Origin of the sequence: Thalassospira sp. CH_XMU1448-2 (assembly GCF_037027285.1) — a bacterium.
Classification (GTDB): Bacteria; Pseudomonadota; Alphaproteobacteria; order Rhodospirillales; family Thalassospiraceae; genus Thalassospira; species Thalassospira profundimaris_C.
Map to the genome: position 1 here is coordinate 367,008 of NZ_JAYMEA010000003.1, position 25,609 is coordinate 392,616.

Sequence of the window (25,609 nt, forward strand, 5' to 3'; positions counted from 1 at the left end):
ATGGAAGTCGTAAACAATTACAGTTCACCAGGTGGTTCGACGGGCAGCTATGCTACCCCGACCCCGAAGGTTGAAAATACTTCGGTAAACAGCGCAGCAAGCACTGCGGTCGCTGCCGCCAGCAAGCCGTCTGCGGTTTCGCAGAAGCTTCAGGATGCTCTTGCAAACCTTGATCTGCCCGATGTGGCAAACGGTTCTGCACGTGTCGAACTGAACTTCAATCAGGACACAGGTCGGGTCATAGCCAAAGTCACTGACCGTGTCAGCGGTGACGTTCTTCGCGAAATTCCGTCTAAAGAGTTGCAGCAGCTGTTTTCCCAGATGCGCGAATATCTGGGCAGCTTCGTGGACGAAGAAATTTAACGGGACGATCGGGCAGGCTTAGGCACGAATTTTGCTGTTTCGTAGAATGGTATAGTCCGAAACTAGGTAAAATCGACCGAGCGGGCCCAAGGAGCTAAACCAATGAGCAGCTTGAATTTAAATAACATCTATGTTGGCGACAACGGTCGCGTCCAGTTGTCTGGCGGCTCGTCAAACATCGATTTCGTCGACACCGTCGACAAGATGATTGCTGCTCGTCGCATTCCTGCGGACAATCTCCAAAAACGTATCGAAGCAAACGACGAGAAGATCACGGCCCTCAAGGAGCTGCAGACACTTGTCGGTACGCTTAAAGATTCGATGGCGAACCTTTACGGTGCGACCAGCTTCGACAACTCGAAGAACATCTTCGAAGCAAAACAGATTTTCGCCTCCTCGAACGGAAGTGAAGCTGGCAAGCTGATGGGTGTTACGGCCACCAACGCTGCTGCAACTGGCAGCTACAAGTTCGAAATCGTAGACGTTGCAAGCAAGCACAAGCTTTCAAGCGATACCCAGGCCGTCGCGGCAAGCGCAGATATCACCGGCATCACTGGTACCGGCAGCTTTACCATCACTGGAGGCGCCGGAAACTCGACCATTACGGTTTCTGCTGGCGATACGCTTCAGGACATTCGCGACAAGATCAATAACGTCAAGGATAGTACCGGCGTCCAGGCTTCCATAGTCAAGGTATCGGATACCGAAAGCACGATCATCTTCACCTCGACCGAAGAAGGTGTGGATAACCGTATGTCGTTCAGTGACGATACCGGCTCTGTGCTTCAGAACCTTGGCGTTCTGAGCAACGCAACGACCATTAAAGGCAGCAACGTCATCGATGACGGCAATGATGCCAACATCATGCTTGATGGTATTTCTGTCACCCGCGGGTCGAACGAGTTTTCCGATCTGATCGATGGCCTGACCATCAGTCTCTATGATTCCGAACCTGGAACCGAAATCACCATCGAGATTGAGCAGGACCTGAATCAGGCGAAAACGGCAATCCTTGATTTCGTGGATGCCTATAACGCGGTTCAGACCTTTATCAACGAAAAAACCTTTGTCGACCCGACCACCGGTGAAGCGTCCGAAGATGCCATCCTTCTGGGTAATACGTCAGTTAAAAGCATTGAATCGGCCCTGCAGCAGATCGCCGGCTCATTCGCCAATGGCGTAACCGACCGCGCAGGTGAGGACGATTATTCGGTTCTGGCAGAAATTGGTCTGGACTTCGTGGCATATGGCTCTAACGAAGATCCACTTGTCAAAAAGACAATCCAGATTGATGAAGCAGCACTCAATGCTGCACTTCTGAACGAACCTGACGAAGTCATGGAACTGTTCCTGTTCCGCGGCAAATCGGATAACTCTGATGTGACCGTGACCGGCTTCAACAGCAGTACAAATGCTGCGACTTATGATTTCACTATCAATGCATCGGCTGGCTCGATCACCAGCGTGACCTATGACATCACCGTCGATGGTGTGACGACGACGGGCAAAAACGCCGTTGTATCGGGCAACAGTATCCGTACTGCCGATGGCCTGCGTCTGTTTTACGGTGGCGATGCGACTGCCAACGACACGGCCTCTGTTACAACTTCTGTTGGTATCGGGGCGCAGTTCTATTTTGAACTCGACTCAATTCTTGATGAAGAAAACGGTACACTTACCCAGGCAATTTCCGATCTTGAGACACAAAACACGTCTTATGACGAAAAAGTCGAACGCATTGATGATCGACTGTCACGGCAGAGAGAAGTCCTGATGGATCAGTTCATTGCGATGGAATCGGCCCTTGCTCGTATGAAGAATATCCAGAGTTCTCTCGACGAATTGATGGCTGCAGGTAAAAAGAGTAGTTAACTTTTCCATGCCATACATGCACACTAAGTAGACGTATCGCATACCAAGGAGTGTCGCATGAATGAACACGCCGCCCAAACATACAAGCACCAACAGGTAAATACAGCCTCACCAGCCAAGATGGTGTTCATGCTGTTTGAAAAGACCCTGTCGCGCTTGCAAGAGGCGAAAAACGCGATCGAGCGAAACGATATCCAGGGGCGCTGCAACGCCAATTGCAGCGCACAGGAATTGATCGCCCATCTTTCAAATACGCTGGATATGGAACAGGGTGGCGAAATTGCTGCCAATCTGGAGCGTATCTATGCACATTGCCTGATCCGTTTGATGGATGTTGATCGGAAAAATGATCCGAAGGCCGCCGATGACGTTGCCCGGGTACTGACCCCGCTGCGTGATTCCTGGGCCGAGCTGGCCGAACGCAGCGAAGGTGAATTGCGTCAGGCAATCATGATTGCCCAACAAGACCGCCCTGCTCCTGTTGCCGAAGCAAGCCAGACGACAACTTCTGAGGCTGAAAATGCTCCTGCACCGGCAAAAACCGGACTGTCCATTTCAGCCTAACCCCTGTCGGGCGTATTCGCCAAAACAACCCTCCTGTTCAAAGGCTCCTGCTTAAACGCGGGGGCCTTTTTGCTTGGAACAATCGTGCTTTCCTTTGCAACCACAGGATCATTTTTGCCCGGTTCCATAGGCGTGACATATCACCAGAAGCTTCGAGGAATGGCACGTCACATCCTAACGCGCTGAAATCCTGTATAAATCATTAACGCGCAAAACTGGCCCGGCACTTGCAATTGTTCTGACACTGTTTCCAAAAGGACCAAGGTCATGAACAGCTCTGCGATTACAAACAGCATTATGCCGACTGTCTCCATTCCGGGCTCAACCGCCAGTGAAAGCGCGGGTTCCGGGTTTGGTGACGTCATGGCCTCAATTACAGAAAACTGGTCTGAGCGTAAAAATCAGACCAAGATTGACGCGGCAAAATCTGCCCAGAGCACTTGGGACGATCATCGCGCGGAAATGCGTTCAAATCGTAATACTGACGATACCGACACGCAGAGCTCTGCACGCAATGATGATCGCCACGATGATGAACCTCTCCGCGCGGATCACAACAACCACGAAGATCATGTAGAGACTGATGATCCGAAGCCTGAAGACAAGCGCGATGTTGAAAATAGCAGCCGCGACACAGCCTCGTCGGACAACGACACACAGCATGTCGACAACGAAAATTCCGTAGAAGAGGTAGCTACCGCCCCTGATGACGAAGCCGAATCTTTAGGCCAGCAAGAAGCGGCACCTTCCGATGTTGAGCCAAGCGACGCCACCAACGCTCAAGCGGCACCGGGCATCATAACCCCGAACCAGCCTGCGGCAACCGTTCCACTGCCAGGATCCCAGCAAGCCATAGATCTTGCCAAAGCCAAAGCAGCTGCATCCCAGTCGATCGCGGGCACGAATGCTGCTCAGAACGGCGCAGCAGCAAATGGTCAGGCTAATCCCGGCATGGCGACGAATGGTGCTGCCGCTGATGGCACCACTGACGGCCTGATGAGCTCGACTGCACTATCACAGCCTGCAACCGCATCTTCGGCAAAACTCGCCTTGAACGGTGCTGACGCAGCAACCGGGGATGACGCATCCGCTGACAAGTTCCTGTCACACCTTGTTGATTCCATGAGTGGCGACGGCAAAGCCAAAACCGATACATCGGGCGTTACCAATGCAACGGCCAACAGCCAGTCATCGAACGCAACGACAACACAAACGACTGCGACGGGTAACCCGGCACAAACTGCCCAGGCGGCACAACAAGCCATGGCCGCAGCAGCAAGTGCACAGAATATGCAAAATAATGCTGCCAGTACGGTTGCCAATGGCACAGTAACAGCAACTGGCGCAACCGATGCCACTCCGCAAGTTGGCACCGGTCAGCTTAATACCACCAACAACCTGCACCAGACCAACACCAGTGGACATACGGCACAGACGGCCCGCCATGCCCCTGCACAACAGGTCCAGCAGCAAGTTGCGGTTTCCATCAAAAACGCCGCCAGTGACGGCGTTGACAAGATTTCTGTCCAGCTGCGCCCGGAACATCTCGGGCGCGTGGATGTAAAATTGGAGATCGGCCACGATGGCCGTATCCAGGGCGTCATTCAGGCAGATACACGTGAAACACTGGACATGTTGCGCCAGGACTCACGTGCATTGCAGCAGGCTCTTAAGGATGCCGGCCTGAATGCAGACAGTCAGAGCTTCACCTTTGAACACAGAGATCAAGGTGGGCAAGGTCAGGAAGGCCAAAGCCAATCTCGGGTAATCGCCGATCAGGGCAGCAGCCCTGACGAAGGCGACATCCTGAGCGGAGCCGAACTCGCCGAACATGTTGGCATTGGCTATGGGATTAATCCCAATGGTCTTGTCGATATTCGGATTTAGAAAGGTAAAGGGAAAATCCCATGGCCATTTCATCCCTGACCAACGTTGGTCTTGCCGGGGCAAATAACAACGCAGCGTCCAGCAGCTCGGCCAGTCAGCTTGCGCAGAACTTTGATACGTTCCTGACGCTTCTGACCACCCAGCTCAAGAACCAGGACCCGACGTCGCCGATGGAAAGTGACAAATTCACTGACCAGCTGAGCCAGTTCGCCCAGGTTGAACAGGGCATTCAGAGCAACAAGAACCTTGAAGACCTGATTGCCATGCAAAGCCAGCAGCGTCAGCTGTCTGCACTTTCCTATGTCGGCGCAGAAATCGAAGCCGTTGGTGATACCAACTGGCTCGAGGAAGGTGGCGAGCTCAAATACAAATACAACGTTTCGCCCGAAGTTCCGCGTCTGCAACTGCAGATTCAGGACCAGGAAGGCAAAACGATCTATTCCGAAGAACTCACCGACGTTTCCGGTCTCCAGTCCTTCACCTGGGATGGCAAGAACAACAGCGGCGTTGCACAGGGTGAAGGAGCCTACACCCTGGTTGTCAAACCGATGGCCGCAAATGGTGACACCTTCAAAACAGACAAAGGCAAACCTGCCTCTGTCGCGATTGGCATCATCGGCTCTGTCGATAGTGTCGATATCGACGATCGCGATATTTATCTCCGTATTGGCGATGTTTCTGTACCGTTCTCGACCCTCACCAACGTGAAACTGGGCGCGAGCGGAACCGATACCACCGATGGCGGAAATGATTCCGGAAGTGACGTACAGGACGAAGCAGCCTGAGGGCTTTCTTCCGATTTTGATCAACACCCTGTAAGTGCAGGAGAAGAAAAATGAGCCTTTTTGGTGCAATGATTTCCGGTGTTTCCGGCCTGAACGCGCAGTCTCAGAACCTGGGCGTCATTTCGGACAACATCTCGAACCTTAACACGATCGGTTACAAGGGAACCATCGGTCGCTTCTCGACCTTGGTGACTGAGTCCGCATCTAACACCCGCTATACACCCGGTGGTGTGCTGTTCCATCCGACGGCGCTGATCAGCAAGCAGGGCTTGCTTCAGGCAACTTCGTCCACCACGGCAGCAGCAATTTCCGGTGATGGCTTCTTCATCGTCCGCGACAATGCAAACCCGGGCACGAACGACGAGTTGTTCTTCACCCGTGCGGGTGACTTCAAGCCCGATGACGATGGTTACCTGCGCAACACTGCGGGATATTATGTTCAGGGTTGGGCGACCGACCGTGAAGGCACCCTGCTTGACGCAAACGGTAACACTACCACGTCAAACAGCTCGGCTGTGACCGACCTTCAGGTTCTCGATATCAACTCGATCCTGACCGCGGCGGCATCGACGACCTCGATCGAATTTGGTGCCAACCTTAACGCCGACGAAACCGCTGTAACCGGTGGCACTGCGACCTCGACCACGGTTGGCCTTGATTATGACACCACCGATCTGACGACCCTTGCCGGTATCGCCAACGGTGACCAGTTCTCGATTACCCATAACGGCACGACAACAACTATCACTATCAATACCGGTGACACCCTTGAAGATCTGGCCTCGGCTATCAGTGCGGTCACGGGCATCAACGCCACCACAACAACGACCGGCACCAACGATACATTGACTCTCACCGCTGCATTTGCCGATCAGGGTGTGACCTTTGCCAACGTGGCAGGTACGCCGTTCAGTGCAACCGGTATCACCGTTCCGGGTGTTCCGGGTACTCTTGCACCGACCTATGTCGCTGGTAACCTTGCCACAGGGACCGTTGCCGAAGACAATACCATGCCGGTCACCATTTATGACTCTCTTGGTTCGGCGCACACCGTCAATCTGCAGGTTGTCAAACTTGGTCAGAACCGCTGGGGCTTTGAGCTGACAGGTAACACCACCACGGGAGAACTTGACGCAACGGATCACCCGAACGGACTGATCCAGGCAGGTATCATCACCTTTGACGGCTCGGGTAACCTTCAGACCTTCACCGGTGTTGCTGCAACCATCGGCACTGTAACCGTTGGTACGACCGGCAACCTCGCTAATACAAATATCTCGGCAGAATGGACGAATGGCTCAGATGACAGCTCCTTCACTCTTGATTTCGGGACAATCGGTCTTGGCAACGGCATAACGCAGTTTGCGGCCGGTGCGGATGCCAACGGCAACCTTGTTAACTATACCACCCACTTCATCAACCAGAACGGCGCACAGGCCGGCACCATGGTGAACTATGCCCTGACCGAGGAAGGCTTCCTGCAGGTCGAGTTCGCAAACGGTGTAAAGCGTCCGGTCTACAAACTGGCCATCGCAACGTTCGAAGCACCTGATGAAATGGAAAACCACACTGGTAACGTTTATCGTCAGACCCGTGAATCGGGTGACTATCTGCTGCGCGAACCGGGCCTGAACGGTGCGGGTAACGTTGTGGCATCTGCCCTTGAAGGCTCGAACGTCGATCTCGGAGAAGAATTCACCAACATGATCGTGACCCAGCGTGCCTACTCGGCGAACACCAAAACGATTACCACCACCGACGAAATGCTCGACGAGCTGATCCGGATCAAACGGTAATTGACTTCTGTTGCAGGGCTTTAGCCGGTCCTGCAACGTTCTGCGATTACAGGGACTCGCCCGGCACTTGTGCCGGGCTTCTTTTTGGCGCATTGACTCACTACATTAAACGCAGGCCAACTTGGTTAACAAAGATACAAATGACTCAAATCGCTAGTGAAATTGAAACAGACAACTGGGCAAAAATTGCCGGTTGTTAACCTGTTCTTCAGCATGGAGAACTATTCGTTGTTGATGCTGGTCGGATTCCGTACGGAGCGACCTGCATCGGGGACAGTGGTTTAAATTGGTTTCGGAGCAGTCGAAAGTGGGCGGCTTGTTACAGACACTCAAGAGTCTTGGACCTACGCGCCTGATGGCCATCAGCGGCGTGGGTGTGTTGCTGCTTGTGTTCTTTGCCTTCCTGATATTGCGTGTTTCTGCCCCGAACATGGAACTGTTGTATCGTGATCTTTCGCCTGCAGATGCCAGCCAGATCGTAAACCGCCTCGAAGACCAGCAGGTGCAATATCAGCTTCTCAATGGCGGCACCGAAATTCTGGTCCCGTCTGATCAGGTCAACCGCATGCGCCTTTCCATGGCCGAAAGCGGCCTGCCGGCTGGCGGCTCGGTTGGTTATGAAGTTTTTGACAATTCCGATGGTTTTGGCGCGACCAGCTTCGAACAGAACATCAATCATGTTCGTGCTCTTGAAGGCGAACTGGCCCGAACCATTGCGTCAATTCAAGCCATTCAGCAGGCCCGTGTTCACCTTGTACTGCCGAAACGCCAGATGTTTTCGCGTGAAACACAGGAAGCCAGCGCCTCGATTGCAGTCAAAATGGCCGGTGGCGAACTTAAACCCGAACAGGTTGTCGCCATTCAGCACCTTGTTGCTGCCGCTGTTCCCCAACTTCAACCTGGCAAGGTTTCGATCATTGACGAACGTGGTCGCCTGCTGGCCCGAGGGGATGGCGAACAGCAATCATCGACCTTCCTGACCCAGACGGCCGATGAAATGCGCATTCGTACCGAAAGCCGCCTGCGCAATACCATCGAAGATTTGCTGTCACGTTCGCTTGGTTACGGTGAAGTCCGCGCTGAAGTCGCCGTTGAAATGAACTTCAACAAGGTCACGACTGCGGATGAACGCTTCAATCCTGATGAACGTGTCGTACGTTCCAGCCAGACAATTGAAGAAAACTCGACCAATTCCGAGACCGAAGGCACGGATCCTGTTACCCTGCAAAACAATCTGCCCGATCCGAACCTAGGCAATCCAAACGGTGCCGGGGCACAAAGCCAGGAAAGCCGTTCCGAAGAAACGGTTAACTACGAAATTTCCAAAACCACGACCACACAGGTCAAGGAAATTGGCGAGATTTCACGCGTTACGGTAGCAGTTCTGGTCGACGGCACTTACACAACCGATGAAAACGGTGAACGCCAGTATCAGGAACGCTCGCCCGAAGATCTGGAAAAGATCGCCGCCCTCGTTCGCAGCGCGATCGGCTATGATCCGCAGCGCAGTGATCAGGTTGAAGTGATTAACATGCAGTTTGCCGATGCTGGCGATCTGTTCCCGGATGAAGAAATTGAAACCTTCCTCGGGCTCGATAAGGCCGAAATCTTCCGCATCGCCGAGATGCTGGTACTGGCCATCGTCGCAATTCTGGTCATCCTGTTGGTGGTTCGCCCGCTTCTGACCCGTGCTTTCGAAACGCTGCCTAGTGCCGCAGATATGGCACAACGTCAGCTTCTTGCCGATGATATGACGGCCGAAGGCACACCGGCACTTGAAGGCCCCGCACCGGTCCCGATGGCACCGGGCATGGATGACGGCGAGGAACTGATCAACCTGTCGCAGGTTGAAGGTCGTGTTAAGGCATCCTCGGTCAAGAAAATCGGCGAGATCGTGGAAAAGCATCCGGAAGAAGCTCTCTCGATCATTCGCAACTGGCTGTATCAGGAGAATTAACGCTCCGATCAGCCGTCGGCTCACTGGCAGCCCTGTGGCTGCCTTCCTTTTGTCGCACAAGGCAGTTTAACGGTTTGATATGACGGCCATTGAAAAGTTCACCTTTGCTCTTAGCTTCGATGACGCAGACAATGTTATTCGCTCTGCGGGTGATAGCGATGAGCATTACGAACTCGGCAAAAAGAAGAAAAAGAAAAAAGACGACACACCGCCTCCGCCGCCAGCTGTCTATACTGAAGAACAGGCAGCCCAGATGGTGGCCGAAGCCGAACAAAAAGCCCATGCACAGGGCCTTGCCGAAGGTCACGTCCAAGGCCTTGAACAAGGGTATCAGGAAGTCATGGCGTCGGTTGAAAAAGCCATTGGTGATGTTGAATCCGTCATTGCCGAGAAGCTGGGCCAGATCGACGAGCAGCAAAAACGCGCCAATGCCAAAATCAACGAAGATGCAATCCATGTCGCACTTGGCGTCATCCGCAAACTGGCCCCGGCTTGGTCCAAGAAATATAACCTGGTCGAAATCGAAGACATTGTCCGTCAGTGTCTGGCCAATCTGTTTGACGCCCCCAAAGTCATGATCAAGGTCAATCCGGATCTCGCCAATCAACTGGCCGATGTTACCCAGCGCATTGCAGAATCGCGCGGGTTCTCGGGTAAGGTTGTTGTCGTCGCCGAGCCGGATGTGGCGGTTGGTGATTGTGCGGTTTCCTGGGGTGATGGCACCGCTGTGCGCGACAGCGCACGCCTCTGGTCGGAAATCAACGGCATTGTCGAAACGGCCCTTGCCCTGCATGCCAGTGAACATGGATTGCCGAAAAGCGATATGGGCGATCCCAAAGTTCAGGAATCACCTGCGCCAGCCAAGCCCGCTGCAACGACACAAACAGATCCCACCCCGCCTCAGCCTGATCATTCCCGGGCACAGGGTGCGGCACAAGCCCCGACGCAAACAGCACAACAGTCGGCACCACAGGCAGCACAGCAACCATCTGTTGCGTCAGGACCGGCAACACCCACCACAAGTCAGGCACCTCGGGACGTTGTATCGAATGGTGTAGGGGCCCCTCAGCAGCGACCAGCCCAGACACAACAGGCACCGGATGCCGGACAGGTCCAGCCCCCGGTACAGCGTCCGGTTCAAAATGCGCCAACACCATCCGCCGGTACTACCCCCCCCAATCCCCAGCAGCGCTCCCCGGCTCCCGGGACCGTTAATGCAGTTGGCGATGGCACCGACGCACGGAATGTGCAAACATCGACAAATGATGCAATGCCAAAACCTGACAACGCACTGGAAAACCCGGCAAATCAGGCAAAAGCATCTGCCCAGAACACACAACAGGCAACAGGACGGACAGGCGACGTAAGAACGGATGCAAAACCTCAGGAGACCGGGTCTGCTGGCACCGCTTCCCCCACGCCAAATGCAGCAGCCGCTGGCGTTTCGGGGCAACAACAGCCAGCAACACCATCACCGGGACCACAATCAGCATCCACGGCATCGCAGGGACTGAACCAACAGACCGCGAATGCCGCAAATGGAACGACCGCGCCCCCGACCGATGCCGAAAAGATGGCTGCTGTGAAGCAACCAACCAAAGACGCAGGAGACGAAAATGGCTGATGATGACGATCTTGAACTTTCGGAACTCGACGATGATCACATCGAACTAGAGGGCGAAGGGACAGAACTTCTTGCCGCTGCCGAAGCTGGCAGCGAACAGATGAAGACGTCAAAGGACCTAGAAGCCGTCTATGACATTCCCGTCCAGGTTTCCGCAGTCCTTGGCAAAGCAACCATGCAGGTCAGCCAATTGCTGAAACTTGGTCGTGGGGCTGTCGTAGAGCTTGACCGCAAAGTTGGGGAAGCTATTGATATCTATGTCAACAACCGTCTGGTCGCACGTGGCGAAGTGGTGGTTGTCGAAGACCGTCTTGGGGTGACCATGACGGAAATCATCAAATCAGAGAAAAGCTAACGTAAGAGAGGATTTGCGACTATGGCCGAAGGGGGGACTAAAACGTCGTTTGACATTGCGACAGTCGGGGGACTGATCATCGGCTTTGCGTTGGTGATTGCTGCTATTATCTTTGGCGGCTCGCCGGGCGCGTTTATCGATATCCCCTCTGTCCTCATTGTTATCGGCGGTACGGCGGCAATTACGGCCGTCAGCTTTGCAATGGGCGAGTTCCTTGGTTCGGGCAAGGTTCTGATGCGCACGATTTTCCATAAATCGCGCAACCCGGCAGACGCGGCACTGCAAATCCTGCAACTGGCAGAAATCGCCCGTAAAGGTGGTGTCCTTTCGCTTCAGGGGCATCTCGACAGCCTGCAAAGTGAAGAATATCTGTGGAAAGGCCTGTCTCTGGTCGTTGATGGTACACCGGCCGAAGAAGTAGAAGCGATCATGCGCAAAGACATGAACGCTACCATTGGTCGCCACCAGAAAGGTGCCAATATCTTGAAAAAGGCTGGTGATGTTGCTCCGGCAATGGGGCTGATCGGTACACTGATCGGTCTGGTGCAGATGCTTGGCAACCTTGACGATCCGTCATCGATTGGTCCGTCCATGGCTGTCGCACTTCTGACCACCTTCTATGGTGCGGTTCTGGCCAACATGGTGTTCATGCCGCTTGCCGGTAAACTTGAACGCAACTCAAGCGACGAAGAACTTCTGAATTCTGTCTATATGGTCGGCGCTGTTTCCATCGGTCGTCAGGAAAACCCGCGCCGTCTGGAAATGCTGATCAACTCGATCCTGCCGCCGTCAAAACGCGTCAGCTATTTCGATTGATCTGAAACGTGAATACGCAAGGCCCTGATGACCGGTAATTCATCCGGTCACCGGGGCCAACTGGAACTGATCGGAAAGAGATGAGACTATGCAGGTACTGATCGTTGGTGGACTGGGCGGACAGATAGGCGCAGCCAGCAAGATCGCTATGGCGCGCGGCGCTTCGGTCCAGTTGGCCGAAAGCGTAACAACTGCGCTTAATATCCTGCGTGCCGGCAACCGGATCGATCTGGTGATGGCAGACATCGCACTGGATGTCGCTGCCCTGATTGATGCCATGGTACAGGAACGTATCATTGTGCCGGTGGTTGCATGTGGTATCGGTAACGACGTCAATGGTGCAGTCAATGCGATCAAGGCAGGCGCCCAGGAATTCATCCCTCTGCCGCCGGAAGCCGATCTGATCGCAGCAATCTTTGAAGCGGTCACCGAAGAAAGCCACGCGCTGATCCATCGTGATGCGCGCATGGCTGAAACCCTGCGTCTGGCAGCACAGGTCGCCAACAGTTCCGCATCCATCCTGATCACCGGCGAGAGCGGCACGGGTAAGGAAATCATTTCGCGCTATGTCCACCGCAAGTCGAACCGCTCGGACAAGCCCTTTGTTGCTGTGAACTGCGCAGCGATCCCCGATAATCTTCTTGAATCCGAACTTTTCGGACACGAAAAAGGTGCCTTTACCGGCGCACAGGCCAGACGTATCGGCAAGTTTGAAGAAGCCAATGGCGGGACATTGCTGCTTGATGAAATCAGCGAAATGGATGTCCGCCTTCAGGCCAAGCTTTTGCGTGCCATTCAGGAAAAGGAGATCGATCGTCTGGGTGGCAAAAGCCCGGTCAAGGTCGATGTTCGCATTCTGGCGACCTCGAACCGCAATCTTGAGGCCGAAGTCAATGCCGGCAATTTCCGTGAGGATTTGTATTTCCGCCTGAATGTCGTCAATCTCGACATCCCGTCGCTGCGCGAACGCCCCGACGATATTCCGGTTCTGGCCGAATTCTTTGTCAAGAAATACTCCGAAGCCAATGATGTTCCGGTCCGCCCGATCAGCCCGCTTGCGATTACCCGTCTGCTTTCGCATCACTGGCGCGGCAACGTGCGTGAACTTGAAAACACCATGCACCGCGCTGTTCTGATTGCCGGTCCTGACGAAATCGGCCCGGAAGCCATCATGTTGTCGGGTTCTGCAAGCAGCGAACCTGCCCGCGCCCCGGCGCCGCAGGCCCCCAGCCCTGCCCCGGTTGCACCGATGTCATCGGCCTCGGCACGGGCAAGCTCGGCCTATGCCAGTGCAAATGCTGCCTATGGTGCTGCTTCATCGGCTTATCAGTCCGGTGCCCCGGCATCCCAGCCGCCAGTTCAGCACGAACCTTTGGAACCCTCGGCAGACGAGGTTGATCCGGGTGCGCACGAGGACACGGCATCCGATAGCACCAAAGGCAATGACGGTTCGATAACCGCAGCACTTGTCGGACGCACAGTCGCCGATGTAGAGCGCGATCTGATCATTGACACCCTTAAGCATTGCTTTGGCAACCGTACCCATGCCGCCAACATTCTGGGCATTTCGATCCGCACATTGCGCAACAAGTTGCGTCAATATACCGACGAAGGTCTGGCTGTTCCGGCACCAGGTGACGGCCAGGACTGAACATGACATCTTGTCGATGGCGCCCCATATCAATGGGAAACAACAAAAAGCGCAAACGGCACAAAGCAACCAACAGGATAACAAGCAAACACCATGGCCGAAGGTCAAGAAATCACACCGACCGGATCTGGCGGCTCTGATGGCCCCGGTGGCGGTGCGTCCGGCGGCATAAATTTCGGCGCATTGCAGGCCCGTGTGGCTTCAGCGATGAAGCGTGGCGACATTGCGATGGCGCTTGGCTTCATCATGATCCTTGTCGTCATGATGTTCCCGATGCCGCCATGGTTGCTGGACTTCATGCTGGCTCTGTCGATCAGTTTCTCTGTGCTGATCCTGATGACGTCCCTGTTCATTCAAAAACCTCTGGAATTCAACTCGTTCCCGACGATCCTGCTGGTGGCGACATCGCTCAGGCTTGCATTGAACATCGCGACCACCCGTCTGATTCTGGGCCATGGTCACGAAGGCACGCATGCAGCGGGCGCAGTGATCGAGGCGTTTGGCAGCTTCCTGATTTCCGGCAACTTCGTAATCGGGATCATTGTTTTTGCCATCCTTGTCATCATCAACTTTGTGGTTATCACCAAGGGTTCCGGCCGTATCGCCGAAGTTGCGGCGCGCTTCACCCTTGATGCAATGCCCGGCAAGCAGATGGCAATCGATGCCGATCTGTCATCGGGCCTGATCAACGAGGAACAGGCAAAGGCCCGCCGTAAGGAACTCGAAGATGAAAGTTCCTTCTTCGGGTCCATGGATGGTGCATCCAAGTTCGTTCGCGGAGACGCAGTTGCCGGTATTCTGATTACCTTCATCAACGTGATTGGCGGGATCATCATTGGTACCGCGCAGATGGGATTGTCGCTTGCAGAGGCCACTGAAACCTATACGATCCTAACCGTTGGTGACGGTCTGGTGTCGCAGATTCCGGCTCTGATCGTATCGACTGCAGCCGGTCTTCTGGTCACCAAGGGTGGCCTTGATGGCGCGACAGAGAAAGCCGTCTTTGGTCAGGTCAGTAACTATCCTGCGGCCCTCGGTGTTGCAGCAGCCCTGATGGCCGGGATGTCGCTTCTGCCCGGTATTCCGATGATCTGGTTCCTGGGACTTGCGATCGGACTTGGGTATCTCGCCTATTACATGGGCAAGCGCCAGAAAGACGCCATCACCCAGAAGGAAATGAAAGAAACCCAGGCCGCAGCAGATGCCGCTGGCCCGCCGCCCGAAGAACCCATCGCCAATGCCCTGCGCATGGACTATGTGCGTCTTGAACTGGGTTACGGACTGCTATCGCTGATCAGTACCGAACGCGGTCAGAAGCTGACCGATCAGATCAAGGCCCTGCGTCGTCAGCTTGCCGGTGATATGGGCTTTGTCATGCCGTCTGTCCGAATTCAGGACAATATGCAGCTTCCGGCAAATACCTATGTTCTGCGCGTCAAGGAGATCGAGGCAGGTCGAGGCGATCTGCGCCCGAACATGTTGCTGGTAATGGACCCGAGGGGCGAGGAAATCACCCTGTCGGGCGAAAAGACGATGGAACCGACCTTTAACCTTCCGGCCATGTGGATCGAACAGGGCATGAAGGAAGAGGCCATGTTCCGTGGCTATACGGTCGTTGATCCGCAAACCGTGATCACCACGCACATCACCGAAGTGATCAAGGATCACATGCCCGAACTCCTGTCCTATGCGGAAACGCAAAAGCTGCTTGATGAACTTGATGACGATCAGAAGAAACTGGTCGAAGACATCGTGCCGGGTCAGGTTTCGGTTGGTGGCGTTCAGCGCGTTCTCCAGAATCTGCTGACCGAACGCGTATCCATCCGCGATCTGCCGACCATTCTTGAAGGCATTGCTGAATCCACCGCCTTTACCCGCAATCCGACTTTCATGACCGAGCATGTGCGTTCACGCCTTGCCCGGCAGTTGTCGGATGTGAACACCAATCAAGATGGCGTCATTCCGCTGGTGACCATGTCCCCGCAATGGGAACAGATTTTTGCCGAAAGCCTTGTTGGCTCAGGCGAGGAAAAGCAGCTTTCCATTCCGCCAAGCCAGCTTCAGGAATTCATCAACAAGGTGCGCACGACCTTTGAACGCCTTGGCATGATGGGCGAGTCTCCGGTTCTTCTGACAAGCCCGGGTATTCGTCCTTATGTGCGTTCCATCGTTGAACGTTTCCGCCCAAGCACGGTGGTGATGTCGCAAAACGAAATTCACCCCAAGGCACAACTCAAAACACTGGGGCAGATCTGATGACGGATACATGCAGACACCCCGTGTTGCGGTCAATTCTTGCTGGGAGGAGATGAATGCGTCTTAAGACCTTTACCGCTCCGACCATGACCGAAGCCATGGCGCTTGTAAAAGAGCATATGGGTGCCGACGCCATCATTGTATCGACACAGGATATCCCCGGAAGCGGCGTGCGCCTGACGGCTGCCCTTGATCGCGACCCGGACTACGAAACCGAAATCACCCACACCCCGACCTTGCAGGAACAGCTTGATACTGCAGAGGCGGCATTGACCCGGCACAATTTGCCTGAACGGTTGCGTATCCGTCTGTGCGACATCATGGCACGCGAAACGGCTGCTTCATCTGCACAGCAATTACTCGCCGGGGCTCTGGACGAGATTTTTGATTTCTCGCCCTTGCCCGAAAAAAACACGCCACGTGCATTGGCCTTTGTCGGCCCGCCCGGTTCGGGCAAGACGCTTGCCGTTGCCAAGACAGCCGCACGTGCGGTGATGAAAAAGCGCAAAGTTGCCGTTCTTTCAACCGATTACAAACGTGCGGGCGGGATCGCCCAGCTTGAAGCCTTTACCCGTATTCTCAAGGTCAACCTGCTTCAGGCGAAGTCACCCGAAGAGTTGAAATCGCGCTTTACCGATGTTCGGACCGCGGATGTCATCCTGATCGATACTGCAAGCTGCAATCCCTATCTTGAAACCGAGATTGGCACGCTTTGTGAATTCATGAAGGCAATACCGAGTGAACCCATTCTGGTAAACCCGGCGGGAATTGATGCTTATGAATCGGCCGATATTGCCAATGCGTTTGCCGATGGTGGTGCAACACGTGTCATGATTTCACGTCTTGATGTTGCCGCCCGCCTTGGCGGTGCGTTATACGGGGCGGATTCAGGAAATCTTTCCCTTTGTAATGTCAGTATGACAGCCCAGGTTGCGGACGGACTGACCGCATTAAGTCCCCTTGCCCTGGCAAAGCTTCTGATACCGTCCCATCGCGCTGATACCGCGAAACCGAGCTTCTCCGAGGTCATGAAATGACTACCAAGTCTGATGCTGCATCCAAATCTGCCCCGCGTACCAGAGGCCGCAATATTATTGCGGTCGCGTCTGGTAAAGGTGGCGTGGGCAAGACCTGGTTTTCCATTACCCTGACCCATGCGATGGTTCTCGAAGGTCACAAGGCACTTCTCTTTGATGGTGATCTGGGCCTTGCCAATATCGACATTCAGCTTGGCCTGATGCCCAAGCACGATCTGGGGGGCGTCATTGCCGGGCGCATCAGCCTGAAGAACGCCATCACTCCGTTCCCCGATGGCGGGTTCGATATCATTGCCGGGCGCAGTGGATCGGGCAGCCTTGCCAATCTTCCGGCAACCCGTTTGCAGGCACTTTCCGACGATCTTATTCAGACCGGGAAATCCTATGACAAGGTGCTGATTGATCTTGGTGCCGGTGTTGATCAGGGCGTGCGTCAGATGACCAGTCTTGCCAATACGGTGATTGTCATTACCAATGGCGACCCGACGTCACTGACCGATGCCTATGCCTTTATCAAGGTTACCCATATGGCCCGCCCAAAAACCGATATCCGGGTGGTGATCAACATGGCCAAAGATAAAAAAGAAGGTCAGGCGATCTATAACAAGCTTCTTAAGGCGTGCGAGGGTTTCCTCAAGATTTCGCCTCCTTTGCTTGGCGTTATCCGGGCGGATGCACGTGTATCTGAATGCATCCGTAACCAGACTCCTCTTTTGACCCGTCATCCCAATTGCGATGCCGCCCACGACATAGAGGCCATCGCCCAGATCATTCTCGAGGAGTAATCCTGTCATGACGATCCCGCCACAGCCTATATCGCCCGGAAACGCGGTCGGTGGACAGGCCTCCTCGGCGGGCGGCACAACAGGACAACCTTCACAGGGATCGGTCCCGGCGCAGGTAACCGCAACCGTTACCAACGCCACTTCGCCACAGGTCGCAGCGGCACTGGCAAAGCTTCCGGTGGAAACCCTGTTACAGGCATCCATCCAGTCCCAGTCGGGAAATCAGCTTACCCTTGCCACTGCTCTCGGGCAGGTTACGGTCAAGCTGCCAACACAGTTGCCAACCAGTCTGGGTGATCTGATCTGGGCGCGCTTGCCGACATCCAATGCCGCGACACAATCTTCCGGGGCGGGCAGCCCTGCCGATGCCCTGCGTTTGCAACTTTTGCCACAAACGCTGACGTCGGGTGCATCCGGCGCAGGTGGTAGTCTTGCTGCCGGCAATATCGGGGCAACCACCCTTACCCCCGGTCAGACCTTCAATGCGGTTACCACCACCATCCTCACCATGCCAAATGGCACACAGTTACCAGCAGGCAGCCAGACACAGGTCATTTTTCTCGGTCAGGGCACCGTCACCGCACAACAGGCCAGCAACGTCCTGAACGCAGCAACAGGGGCGCCTGGCAGCGTTCCGGGGGGTGCTGGTCCGACTGCCGGTATCACACCGACAATCGCCGCCCAGACAACGGCCGGACAACCTGCGCCAACATTGCTTCTGACCGGCACGGTTCTGCCGCCTGACAGTGCAGAAGCCCGTATGTTGCCACAGGGCTATACGGCCCTTCGGACCTCAGCCGGTATTGTCGGGATAAAATTGCCGGTTCCCGCGCCGACGGGCGCCACCCTGTCCTTTAGCGTCAATGCCACTGCCAGTGGCCGGGTTGCGCCAACCGGCATGCCAATGACCGAGGCCGAGCTGATTGCGCGCGGCCACAATGCAGCGCTTACCCATGACTGGGACAGTTTGCAAAAGGCTGTCACTGCCTTGCAGCAACATGATCCGGGTGCGGCGATGACGCTTTTGAACAATCTGCCTCAACCCGGTCCCAAACTGACCACGGCGATGATGTTCTTCTTTGCTGCCATGACCGGACAACGCGGAAGTCTGCGTGGCTGGATCGGTGATCGGGCTGCCAACAGCCTGTCGTCACTTTCTGATGCGGATGGCGGCGGCCTGAAACGGCTGGAGGGCGACTTTGGCCAGTTACGTGCAATGGCCGCAGACGAACGCCCGGATGGCTGGCGTGTGATGGCCATGCCATTCAATATGGGCGGCAAGGTCGAGCAGCTGCAACTGGGCTGGCGCCACGGAGATCGGGACAATGATCCCGACAAAAAGGATGATCAGGGCACACGCTTTCTGCTTGATTTGTCCTTTAGCGGTGTGGGTCATACCCAGCTTGACGGACTGGTCAAAGGCGAAGACAGCAAGTTTGACCTGATCATTCGCACGGAAAATCCGCTGCAATCCCATAATCGCGATGATATTCGCGGGATTTTCCGCGAAGCATTGCAGATTTCCGGCTACAAGGGGCATATCCAGTTTCAGGATGGATCACGCTTTGTCCAGATTGCCCCGCCGGGCCACCGTAGCGGCCCCAATTCCCATCATGGAATTGAAGCATAATTCAGAACAAGCTTATGAAATGAATGCTTTTCCTGCCTGTGACAGAGGCGTATCGTGAATGATCCAGAAACATCAAACCGGTTAAACGTCATGCTTGAAATCTATCAACGTCGAAACCTGATCCTGACCGAGGTAAATCCCGGCCCGCAGGTTGATTACGTCGTGACGTTGCAAAGCAACCTGACCGGTGTTGAAAATGTCTTTCCGGCCCGCATGACCTTGCGCTATGTGCCCGACCGGCTGATCCTGAAAACGGACTCACTGGCCGATTATTATGCCGAAATCAAAAGCATCCCGTTCGAAAGCTTTGAAGCGGCCGCCGTGCTTCTGATGGATGATTTCAACAACGAGCTTGTCCCGCGCTGGATCAGCCTGCGTCTGGACAAGCAAACGGCTGACAATGATCAGGTGTTCCATCACGAAACCGCGCTTGAAGACCGTCAGCCGAAATGGGGCAACCCCCGCCTTCTTGATCGTCTGGAAAGATATTAGGCCCGATCTCAAAGAACCCCTTCATTCCGGTTAGCGGAACGGATTTCCGTGTACCCATTGGGTCAGGGAATAGCGAAGGCCCGCTGTGGTCGGGGCCACACGGTGCAGAACAAAGCTTGGAAAGAATATCGCCGTTCCGCGTTCCATCGGTGCGTCAATGAAATGTCCCGCCGGATTAAGCTGCAACTGCCCGCCTTCATACTGATCGGGTTCGGAAAGCTGGATCACCATGGTCAGTTTGCGACGGCGTGCGACTTCGGATGCACCGACGTCACTGTGCCAGTCATAATGACCGCGCAAGTCCCCGGCATAACATGCAATCTGGGCATCCTCGGCAAAGTCGGTCAGGCCAAAATCAAACACGTTGCGGTTAACATCGGCGACAAGATCAACGATCCGTCGTGAAACGACCGGTTCCTGTTCCTCGTTAAACCAGGTGATTTTTGAGCGGCGAATATGGGTTGCCGTTTGCCCCTGAACCAGACCGCCTTCATCCATCTCATGGGCAAAACCATTGATCAGGCGATCACAGGTTGCCGCATCAAGCGCATTGGGGACGACAGCATACATTTCTTCCGGGAACATTGACGACACTCTCCATGCCGCACGGGCCTTTTGATTTAATGTCTCAGACCCAAGACCATTCTTTGCGGTAATCTGCTATAGGGCCAAATAATCCGCAATGCCAGCAAATTTGAACCCGCTGGACATGACATAATTCATAACCAACTATGCAAGATTGATCACCCGTCCGCCTGCTGCAATCCCGTCCTCGGGATCGTGGGTCACCATCAGGGTCGGCAAACCGTTCTTGCGACACAGGTTAAACACAAATGACCTGATCTGGCCACGCAGGTCACTATCAAGTTTTGAGAACGGTTCATCTAGCAACAGCGCACAGGGCTCTGACAACAAGACCCGCATCAACGCGATCCGGGCGCGTTGTCCACCCGAAAGTGTCGCCGGATCGCGATCGGCAAACCCGTCAAGGTCGGCACTCCTCAATGCTTCCTCAACGCGCGCCCGCCGGTTTGCCTTCCCCCGTACATTGGTTGACAAGGCAAAGGCAAGATTGCCGCCAACCGAAAGATGGGGAAACAGCAAATCATCCTGAAACAGGATACCGACATGTCGATCCTGCGGCGCTTTCCCATCAAGGCTTTGCCCATCAAGGATCACTTGCCCGGCAACCTTGAACTGATCGGGCAAGGTGCCGCAAATATGGCCAAGCAAGCTTGATTTCCCCGACCCGCTTGGTCCCATAAGGGTCACGATTTCGCCCGGTTCGATCACAAGGTCGACCGCAACCAGTTCCCGTCCGTCAAGGCCGATCCTCACATCACGAAGTTCCAGACCTGTTTTGATACCTGATGGCATCCCTTATCCCCTGTTATGCGCACTCATGCCCCGCCGATGGCGAAACAAAATGGCCGGTATCAGTAATGCACAGGCAAATCCGGCAAATGGCAAGACCATCTGCAACAAGCCGTAAATCCCGATCATCCGCCGATCTCCGCCAGATGCAAGTGCCACCGCCTCGGTCGTAACTGTTGCAAAACGTCCCGCACCGATCAGAAGAGTTGGCAAATATTGTCCGACGGTTACCGCCAGTCCAACCGCCATGGCAGTCAGGATAGCACGGGTCAAAAGGGGCAGCCGAACCTTCCAGAACACCCCGCTTGGCGATGCGCCAAGACACAGTGCCGTCTGGCCATATCTGGGATCAAGCGCCCGGAATGGATCGGATAATGACAGAAACACATAGGGCAGAACAAACACCAGATGAGCAAGCACCACCGATATCAAGGTGCGCTCCAGCCCGATCAGGGTAAAGAATACCTGCAAACCGAACATGAAGCTGATCTGGGGGACCAGTAGGGGCAAATAAATCAGCCACATCACACCACGACCGGGTTTGTGTGCCTGACGCACTTCGTTTTCAAGACACCCCAGAACCAGTGCGACCGCTATAATGACTGTCGGGACGGCAATCAGCAAGGTGGTGCCAAGGCTGCTGCCAATCGCGTCATATTCACGTTGCCACAGACGCAAGGTGAAACTGCGCGGTAAAATTTCGGGAAACCCCCAGAACCCTGCGACACTCCAGATCAACAGAATAACAAGACCCAGAATGATTGCTCCTGTGGCAAGGATCGCCAGCACTGCCGAACCATGCCGCGCGCCTTGGTCCCGTTTGAAGCGTTGCCCGTTCTCGGCCCAATGACGCCCTATCACCCCGATGATTTTTTCCCCGGTCATCCAGATGACCATGGCCATCAGGACAATGATCAATTGCAGGATTGCAGCACTTGACGCCATGAACCGCAAGGCGAGATCAGGATCGGACAACCATCCCAATATACGCACCGCAAGCGGCGCTGGCGTTGTCGGGCCCAGAATGATCGCAACATCGACAACCGATGTCGAATAGGCAAGCACGGCCAGAACCGGCAAGCGTATCTGGGGATAAATGCGCGGCAATGTCGCCTTGAACCATCCGGCAATCCTGCCATAACCCAATGTGGCGGTTATCCGGGCGGTGCGTTCCGTATCGGCCTGGGGCAAGGCGGCCAGCGTCATGAGGAACAGAAACGGGATTTCCTTGGCAACCAGTCCGGCAATCATGGCAACCCCCAATGGGTCATGAATGATCGCCAGATCAGGGGGCCGGTCCCATCCGGCAAACTGGGCCACAAGTCGGGCAATCCAGCCCGAAGGTGCAATCAGGAATGCCAGACCAAATGCCGCCGCGGCATGGGGCACCGAAAGGATCGGTGACAATATGCGCTGCATCACCCGAAAGATACGCGTGCCCTGCCATGCTGCACAGAACAGCACGACAATCGCAACCGAGACAAAGCTTGCGATCAGGCCATTGACCAGCGACAGACGCACCGAATGCCAAAGACCGGGTTGTTCAAACAACGCCACCCACGGGTCAAGCCCGGGCCCAGTTCCGCCAAGAGCTGGCAATATCCCGAAGGCAGGTAACAAAGTGCCAATCAGCCCGGCGGAAACCGGGCCGATCATAAAGGCGATCGTTATAATGGGGACAAATCGCAACATGCGCGATTATTGCACCACGCCGTAATGTTTCTGCCATTCGGTTTCGACCAGTTCCATCCAGCTCGGATGGGGCTCGGGCAAAACCGTGCCGCGTTCGGCCGGTGACAGGGATGCGATGCCAAGATCAAGATTGGCAAAGGCGTCTTGCATATCCTTGGGCAGTTTATCCATCGCAAGAACGGTATCCGCCCCCCAATATTGCGGGTCCTGTTTGCGCAGCTGTGCTTCGGGTGACATCAGGAAATCGGCCAGAACAACCGCACCGGCCTTGGCCGAGGCATTATACGGAATGGCAACAAAGTTGGTGTTCCCCAAGGTCCCGCTGTCAAACACATAGGACCGCACGGTATCGGGAAGCTCCATGGCTTCGATAGCCGATGATACCTCGCCCGAACTGAATGAAAACGCGATATCGACCTCGTTATCGCCAAGCAAGGTCCGCATCGCCGCACCATTTTGCGGATAGGCCTGCCCGTTACGCCACAAAAGCGGCTGTAAATCTTCAAGATAGCCCCAAAGCGGCGCAAGAACCGCTTCTGCATCCGCCTCGTCTGCGGGCTGCTGCAAGACTTTCGGGTCCTGGACCAGTTCGGTCAGAATTTGTTTGAGGAAAGTCGAGCCCATATAGTTTGGTGGTTGCGGATAGGTAAAGCGTCCCGGATGTTTCACAAGCCATTCCAGTAGCGCCTGTGCCGATTTCGGCACGCTATCGAGCTTGGCGGTATCGTAATAGAAACTGACCTGTGCCATCCCCCACGGGGCTTCCATACCGTCGGTCGGGACCGTAAAATCATTCACCACCGTCGGTTTACCTTCGACATCGACATAGTCGAAATTCGGCGTGTCCTCAACCCACGGACCAAACAGCAAATCATTGCGCTTCATCGCGGCAAAGTTTTCACCGTTAATCCAGATCATATCAACTGCCCCGCCATCATTCACACCGGCGGTTTTTTCCGAAAGAACCTTGGTCACGGCATCAGCGGTATCGGTCAGCTTGACCTGAATGACCTTGACCCCGTACCGTTCAAGAACCTGATTGCCTGCCCAGGCAATATAATCATTGATGCGCGGCTCTCCGCCCCAAGCGTGCCAGTAAACGGTCTGACCACGTGCCTGATCAAGAACCGACTGCCAGTTGCCGACATCGGGTACGGGATCGGCATATGCCGACATGGATAGCGATGCGGTTGCAATGCCCGTTGCAAGGGCCAGCGCAGAGACAAAAGCACGCATTCTTAAGCGCATGTCGGACAATCCTTTTTACCTGACGACCTGTTTACATTGCCCACTTCACTAAGGGATGATGAAGGCAGCTGTCTGATTTTATTGATGGCATTGTTTTAAGCGCCCGATGAGTAAAATCAATTCACGCTTGCGTTAGAACGTCGTGCCTTACACTTTATCAGTTGATAAAGGATTGTCGGCACAGCCTGTACTGGAATTAAGACCATGTTTGAATGGATGAGCGATCCGCATATGTGGATGGGTCTGGCAACCCTGACCGCACTGGAAATCGTTCTGGGGATCGACAATATCGTTTTCCTGTCGGTCATTGTTTCCAAACTTCCCCAGAAGCAACAGGCTGCGGCCAGACGCATTGGCCTGATCGGTGCGATGGGCATGCGACTTTTCCTGCTGGCCGGGATTGCCTGGGTGATGGAACTCACTGCCCCGCTATTCACAGCCTTTTCCCAGGAAATCAGCGGACGGGATCTGATCCTGATTGTGGGCGGCTTGTTCCTGATTGCAAAGGCATCCAAGGAAATCCATCACACGATCGACGAACCCGAGGAACACGGGCCGGGCAAACTGATGTCAGGCTTTGCCATGACAATTGTCCAGATCATGCTGCTTGATATGATCTTTTCCCTTGATAGCGTCATTACGGCCGTCGGCCTTGTCGATCACATTTCCATCATGGTGATTGCGGTGATCCTTTCAGTTCTGGTGATGCTTGCCGCAGCCAAGACCATTGGCGAATTTGTCGAAAAGCATCCTTCTGTCAAAATGCTTGCCCTGTCTTTCCTGATACTCGTCGGGTTTGTGTTGTTGCTTGATGGCGTCGAGATTCATGTTCCCAAGGGCTATATCTATTTCGCCATGGCATTCAGCCTCTCGGTCGAGACGCTTAATCTTCTGAACCGTAAACGCAAACTCAAACGTCGCGCACAAGAGAACGGATAATGAAAAAAGTTTCTCCGCCCCAATGCCTGCAAAATGCGTTCGAAACCAACAAGCTTGACCATGTCGAGGTCTTTGAATTCCCCGATGGGACACGTTCGGCAGCAGACGCTGCCAACGCCATTGGATGTGACATCAGCGACATTGGCAAGTCACTGGTTTTCATGACGGAAAAATCAAAACCCGTTCTGATCATCATGAATGGTGCCGATCAGGTAGACCTTAACCGGGTCGCCAGCCTGATCGGTCTTTCAATCCGCAAGGCCGATGCCAATGAAGTCCGCGAACATACCGGCTACGCAATTGGTGGTGTGCCACCCTTTGGCCATGCAAAACCGGTTGAAACCCTGATTGATGCCAAGTTGCTGGCCAAGGACACCATCTGGCTTGCCGCAGGCACACCCAAAACGGTTTTCTCGCTTACACCTGATGAATTGCGTGATGTCACCGGCATTGAAACCGGGGTGAATATTTCGGCCTGATTACAAG

22 protein-coding genes are annotated in these 25,609 nt (G+C 54.6%); 18 read left to right on the plus strand and 4 right to left on the minus strand.

Going from position 1 to position 25,609, the window contains the following annotated elements:
- The 16 genes from WA318_RS14225 to WA318_RS14300 all read left to right on the plus strand — a co-directional run bounded on the left by WA318_RS14225 (position 1) and on the right by WA318_RS14300 (position 19,870).
- Complete coding sequence (locus WA318_RS14225; protein ID WP_336082123.1) at positions 1 to 363, plus strand: flagellar protein FlaG; 363 nt, start codon at positions 1 to 3, stop codon at positions 361 to 363.
- A gap of 102 nt (positions 364 to 465) precedes the next feature.
- Entirely contained in the window at positions 466 to 2,235 is a 1,770-nt protein-coding gene (gene fliD / locus WA318_RS14230) for a flagellar filament capping protein FliD (protein ID WP_336082125.1), read from the plus strand.
- A 57-nt stretch (positions 2,236 to 2,292) separates the two neighbouring features.
- The gene (gene fliS, locus WA318_RS14235; RefSeq protein ID WP_114099032.1) at positions 2,293 to 2,799 is read left to right on the plus strand and encodes a flagellar export chaperone FliS; all 507 of its coding nucleotides are present in this window, start codon (positions 2,293 to 2,295) and stop codon (positions 2,797 to 2,799) included.
- Positions 2,800 to 3,066: 267 nt separating this feature from the next.
- A complete protein-coding gene (locus WA318_RS14240; protein ID WP_336082129.1) occupies positions 3,067 to 4,686 on the plus strand; it encodes a flagellar hook-length control protein FliK in 1,620 nt (539 codons plus the stop codon).
- 20 nt (positions 4,687 to 4,706) lie between these two features.
- Entirely contained in the window at positions 4,707 to 5,471 is a 765-nt protein-coding gene (locus WA318_RS14245) for a flagellar hook assembly protein FlgD (protein WP_336082132.1), read from the plus strand.
- Between the two features lie 50 nt (positions 5,472 to 5,521).
- Positions 5,522 to 7,267 (plus strand): flagellar hook protein FlgE, encoded by a 1,746-nt coding sequence (locus WA318_RS14250; protein WP_336082134.1) that lies wholly within the window; start codon positions 5,522 to 5,524, stop codon positions 7,265 to 7,267.
- Positions 7,268 to 7,622: 355 nt separating this feature from the next.
- Positions 7,623 to 9,224, plus strand: coding sequence for a flagellar basal-body MS-ring/collar protein FliF (fliF, locus tag WA318_RS14255; RefSeq protein WP_258548751.1), 1,602 nt, complete (start codon positions 7,623 to 7,625; stop codon positions 9,222 to 9,224).
- Positions 9,225 to 9,303: 79 nt separating this feature from the next.
- Positions 9,304 to 10,848 (plus strand): FliH/SctL family protein, encoded by a 1,545-nt coding sequence (locus WA318_RS14260; protein ID WP_336082137.1) that lies wholly within the window; start codon positions 9,304 to 9,306, stop codon positions 10,846 to 10,848.
- Positions 10,841 to 11,203: a flagellar motor switch protein FliN gene (gene fliN, locus WA318_RS14265; protein WP_044827611.1), complete on the plus strand. Its 363-nt coding sequence runs from the start codon at positions 10,841 to 10,843 to the stop codon at positions 11,201 to 11,203. Before WA318_RS14260 ends, fliN begins: the two co-directional genes overlap by 8 nt.
- 21 nt (positions 11,204 to 11,224) lie before the next feature.
- Complete coding sequence (locus tag WA318_RS14270; RefSeq protein WP_114099026.1) at positions 11,225 to 12,019, plus strand: motility protein A; 795 nt, start codon at positions 11,225 to 11,227, stop codon at positions 12,017 to 12,019.
- Positions 12,020 to 12,107: 88 nt separating this feature from the next.
- Positions 12,108 to 13,670: a sigma-54-dependent transcriptional regulator gene (locus WA318_RS14275; protein ID WP_336082142.1), complete on the plus strand. Its 1,563-nt coding sequence runs from the start codon at positions 12,108 to 12,110 to the stop codon at positions 13,668 to 13,670.
- Between the two features lie 93 nt (positions 13,671 to 13,763).
- Positions 13,764 to 15,926 carry a flagellar biosynthesis protein FlhA gene (gene flhA, locus WA318_RS14280; RefSeq protein WP_114099024.1) on the plus strand — a complete coding sequence of 721 codons (2,163 nt, stop codon included), beginning with the start codon at positions 13,764 to 13,766 and terminating at the stop codon, positions 15,924 to 15,926.
- A gap of 56 nt (positions 15,927 to 15,982) precedes the next feature.
- Positions 15,983 to 16,963 (plus strand): GTP-binding protein, encoded by a 981-nt coding sequence (locus tag WA318_RS14285; protein WP_114099023.1) that lies wholly within the window; start codon positions 15,983 to 15,985, stop codon positions 16,961 to 16,963.
- Complete coding sequence (locus WA318_RS14290) at positions 16,960 to 17,748, plus strand: MinD/ParA family protein (protein ID WP_114099022.1); 789 nt, start codon at positions 16,960 to 16,962, stop codon at positions 17,746 to 17,748. The genes WA318_RS14285 and WA318_RS14290 overlap by 4 nt, the downstream gene beginning before the upstream one ends.
- A gap of 7 nt (positions 17,749 to 17,755) precedes the next feature.
- Complete coding sequence (locus WA318_RS14295; protein ID WP_336082146.1) at positions 17,756 to 19,378, plus strand: hypothetical protein; 1,623 nt, start codon at positions 17,756 to 17,758, stop codon at positions 19,376 to 19,378.
- A gap of 54 nt (positions 19,379 to 19,432) precedes the next feature.
- Positions 19,433 to 19,870 (plus strand): hypothetical protein, encoded by a 438-nt coding sequence (locus tag WA318_RS14300; RefSeq protein WP_258548750.1) that lies wholly within the window; start codon positions 19,433 to 19,435, stop codon positions 19,868 to 19,870.
- Positions 19,871 to 19,900: 30 nt separating this feature from the next.
- On the opposite strand, the gene WA318_RS14305 is transcribed toward WA318_RS14300, so the two are convergent.
- The 4 genes from WA318_RS14305 to WA318_RS14320 form a co-directional block, all read right to left on the minus strand.
- A complete protein-coding gene (locus WA318_RS14305) occupies positions 19,901 to 20,455 on the minus strand; it encodes a prolyl hydroxylase family protein (protein ID WP_114099019.1) in 555 nt (184 codons plus the stop codon).
- A 144-nt stretch (positions 20,456 to 20,599) separates the two neighbouring features.
- Positions 20,600 to 21,247 (minus strand): ATP-binding cassette domain-containing protein, encoded by a 648-nt coding sequence (locus WA318_RS14310; protein ID WP_114099018.1) that lies wholly within the window; start codon positions 21,245 to 21,247, stop codon positions 20,600 to 20,602.
- 3 nt (positions 21,248 to 21,250) lie between these two features.
- Positions 21,251 to 22,900 (minus strand): ABC transporter permease, encoded by a 1,650-nt coding sequence (locus WA318_RS14315; RefSeq protein WP_336082150.1) that lies wholly within the window; start codon positions 22,898 to 22,900, stop codon positions 21,251 to 21,253.
- 42 nt (positions 22,901 to 22,942) lie between these two features.
- Positions 22,943 to 24,172, minus strand: coding sequence for an ABC transporter substrate-binding protein (locus WA318_RS14320; RefSeq protein WP_336082152.1), 1,230 nt, complete (start codon positions 24,170 to 24,172; stop codon positions 22,943 to 22,945).
- Positions 24,173 to 24,388: 216 nt separating this feature from the next.
- Here WA318_RS14320 and WA318_RS14325 point away from each other — a divergent pair, with 216 nt between their 5' ends.
- Together WA318_RS14325 and WA318_RS14330 are read left to right on the plus strand one after the other, a co-directional pair.
- Complete coding sequence (locus WA318_RS14325; protein ID WP_114099015.1) at positions 24,389 to 25,123, plus strand: TerC family protein; 735 nt, start codon at positions 24,389 to 24,391, stop codon at positions 25,121 to 25,123.
- Positions 25,123 to 25,602, plus strand: coding sequence for a YbaK/EbsC family protein (locus tag WA318_RS14330; RefSeq protein WP_114099014.1), 480 nt, complete (start codon positions 25,123 to 25,125; stop codon positions 25,600 to 25,602). The genes WA318_RS14325 and WA318_RS14330 overlap by 1 nt, the downstream gene beginning before the upstream one ends.
- The last annotated feature ends 7 nt before the right edge of the window (positions 25,603 to 25,609 follow it).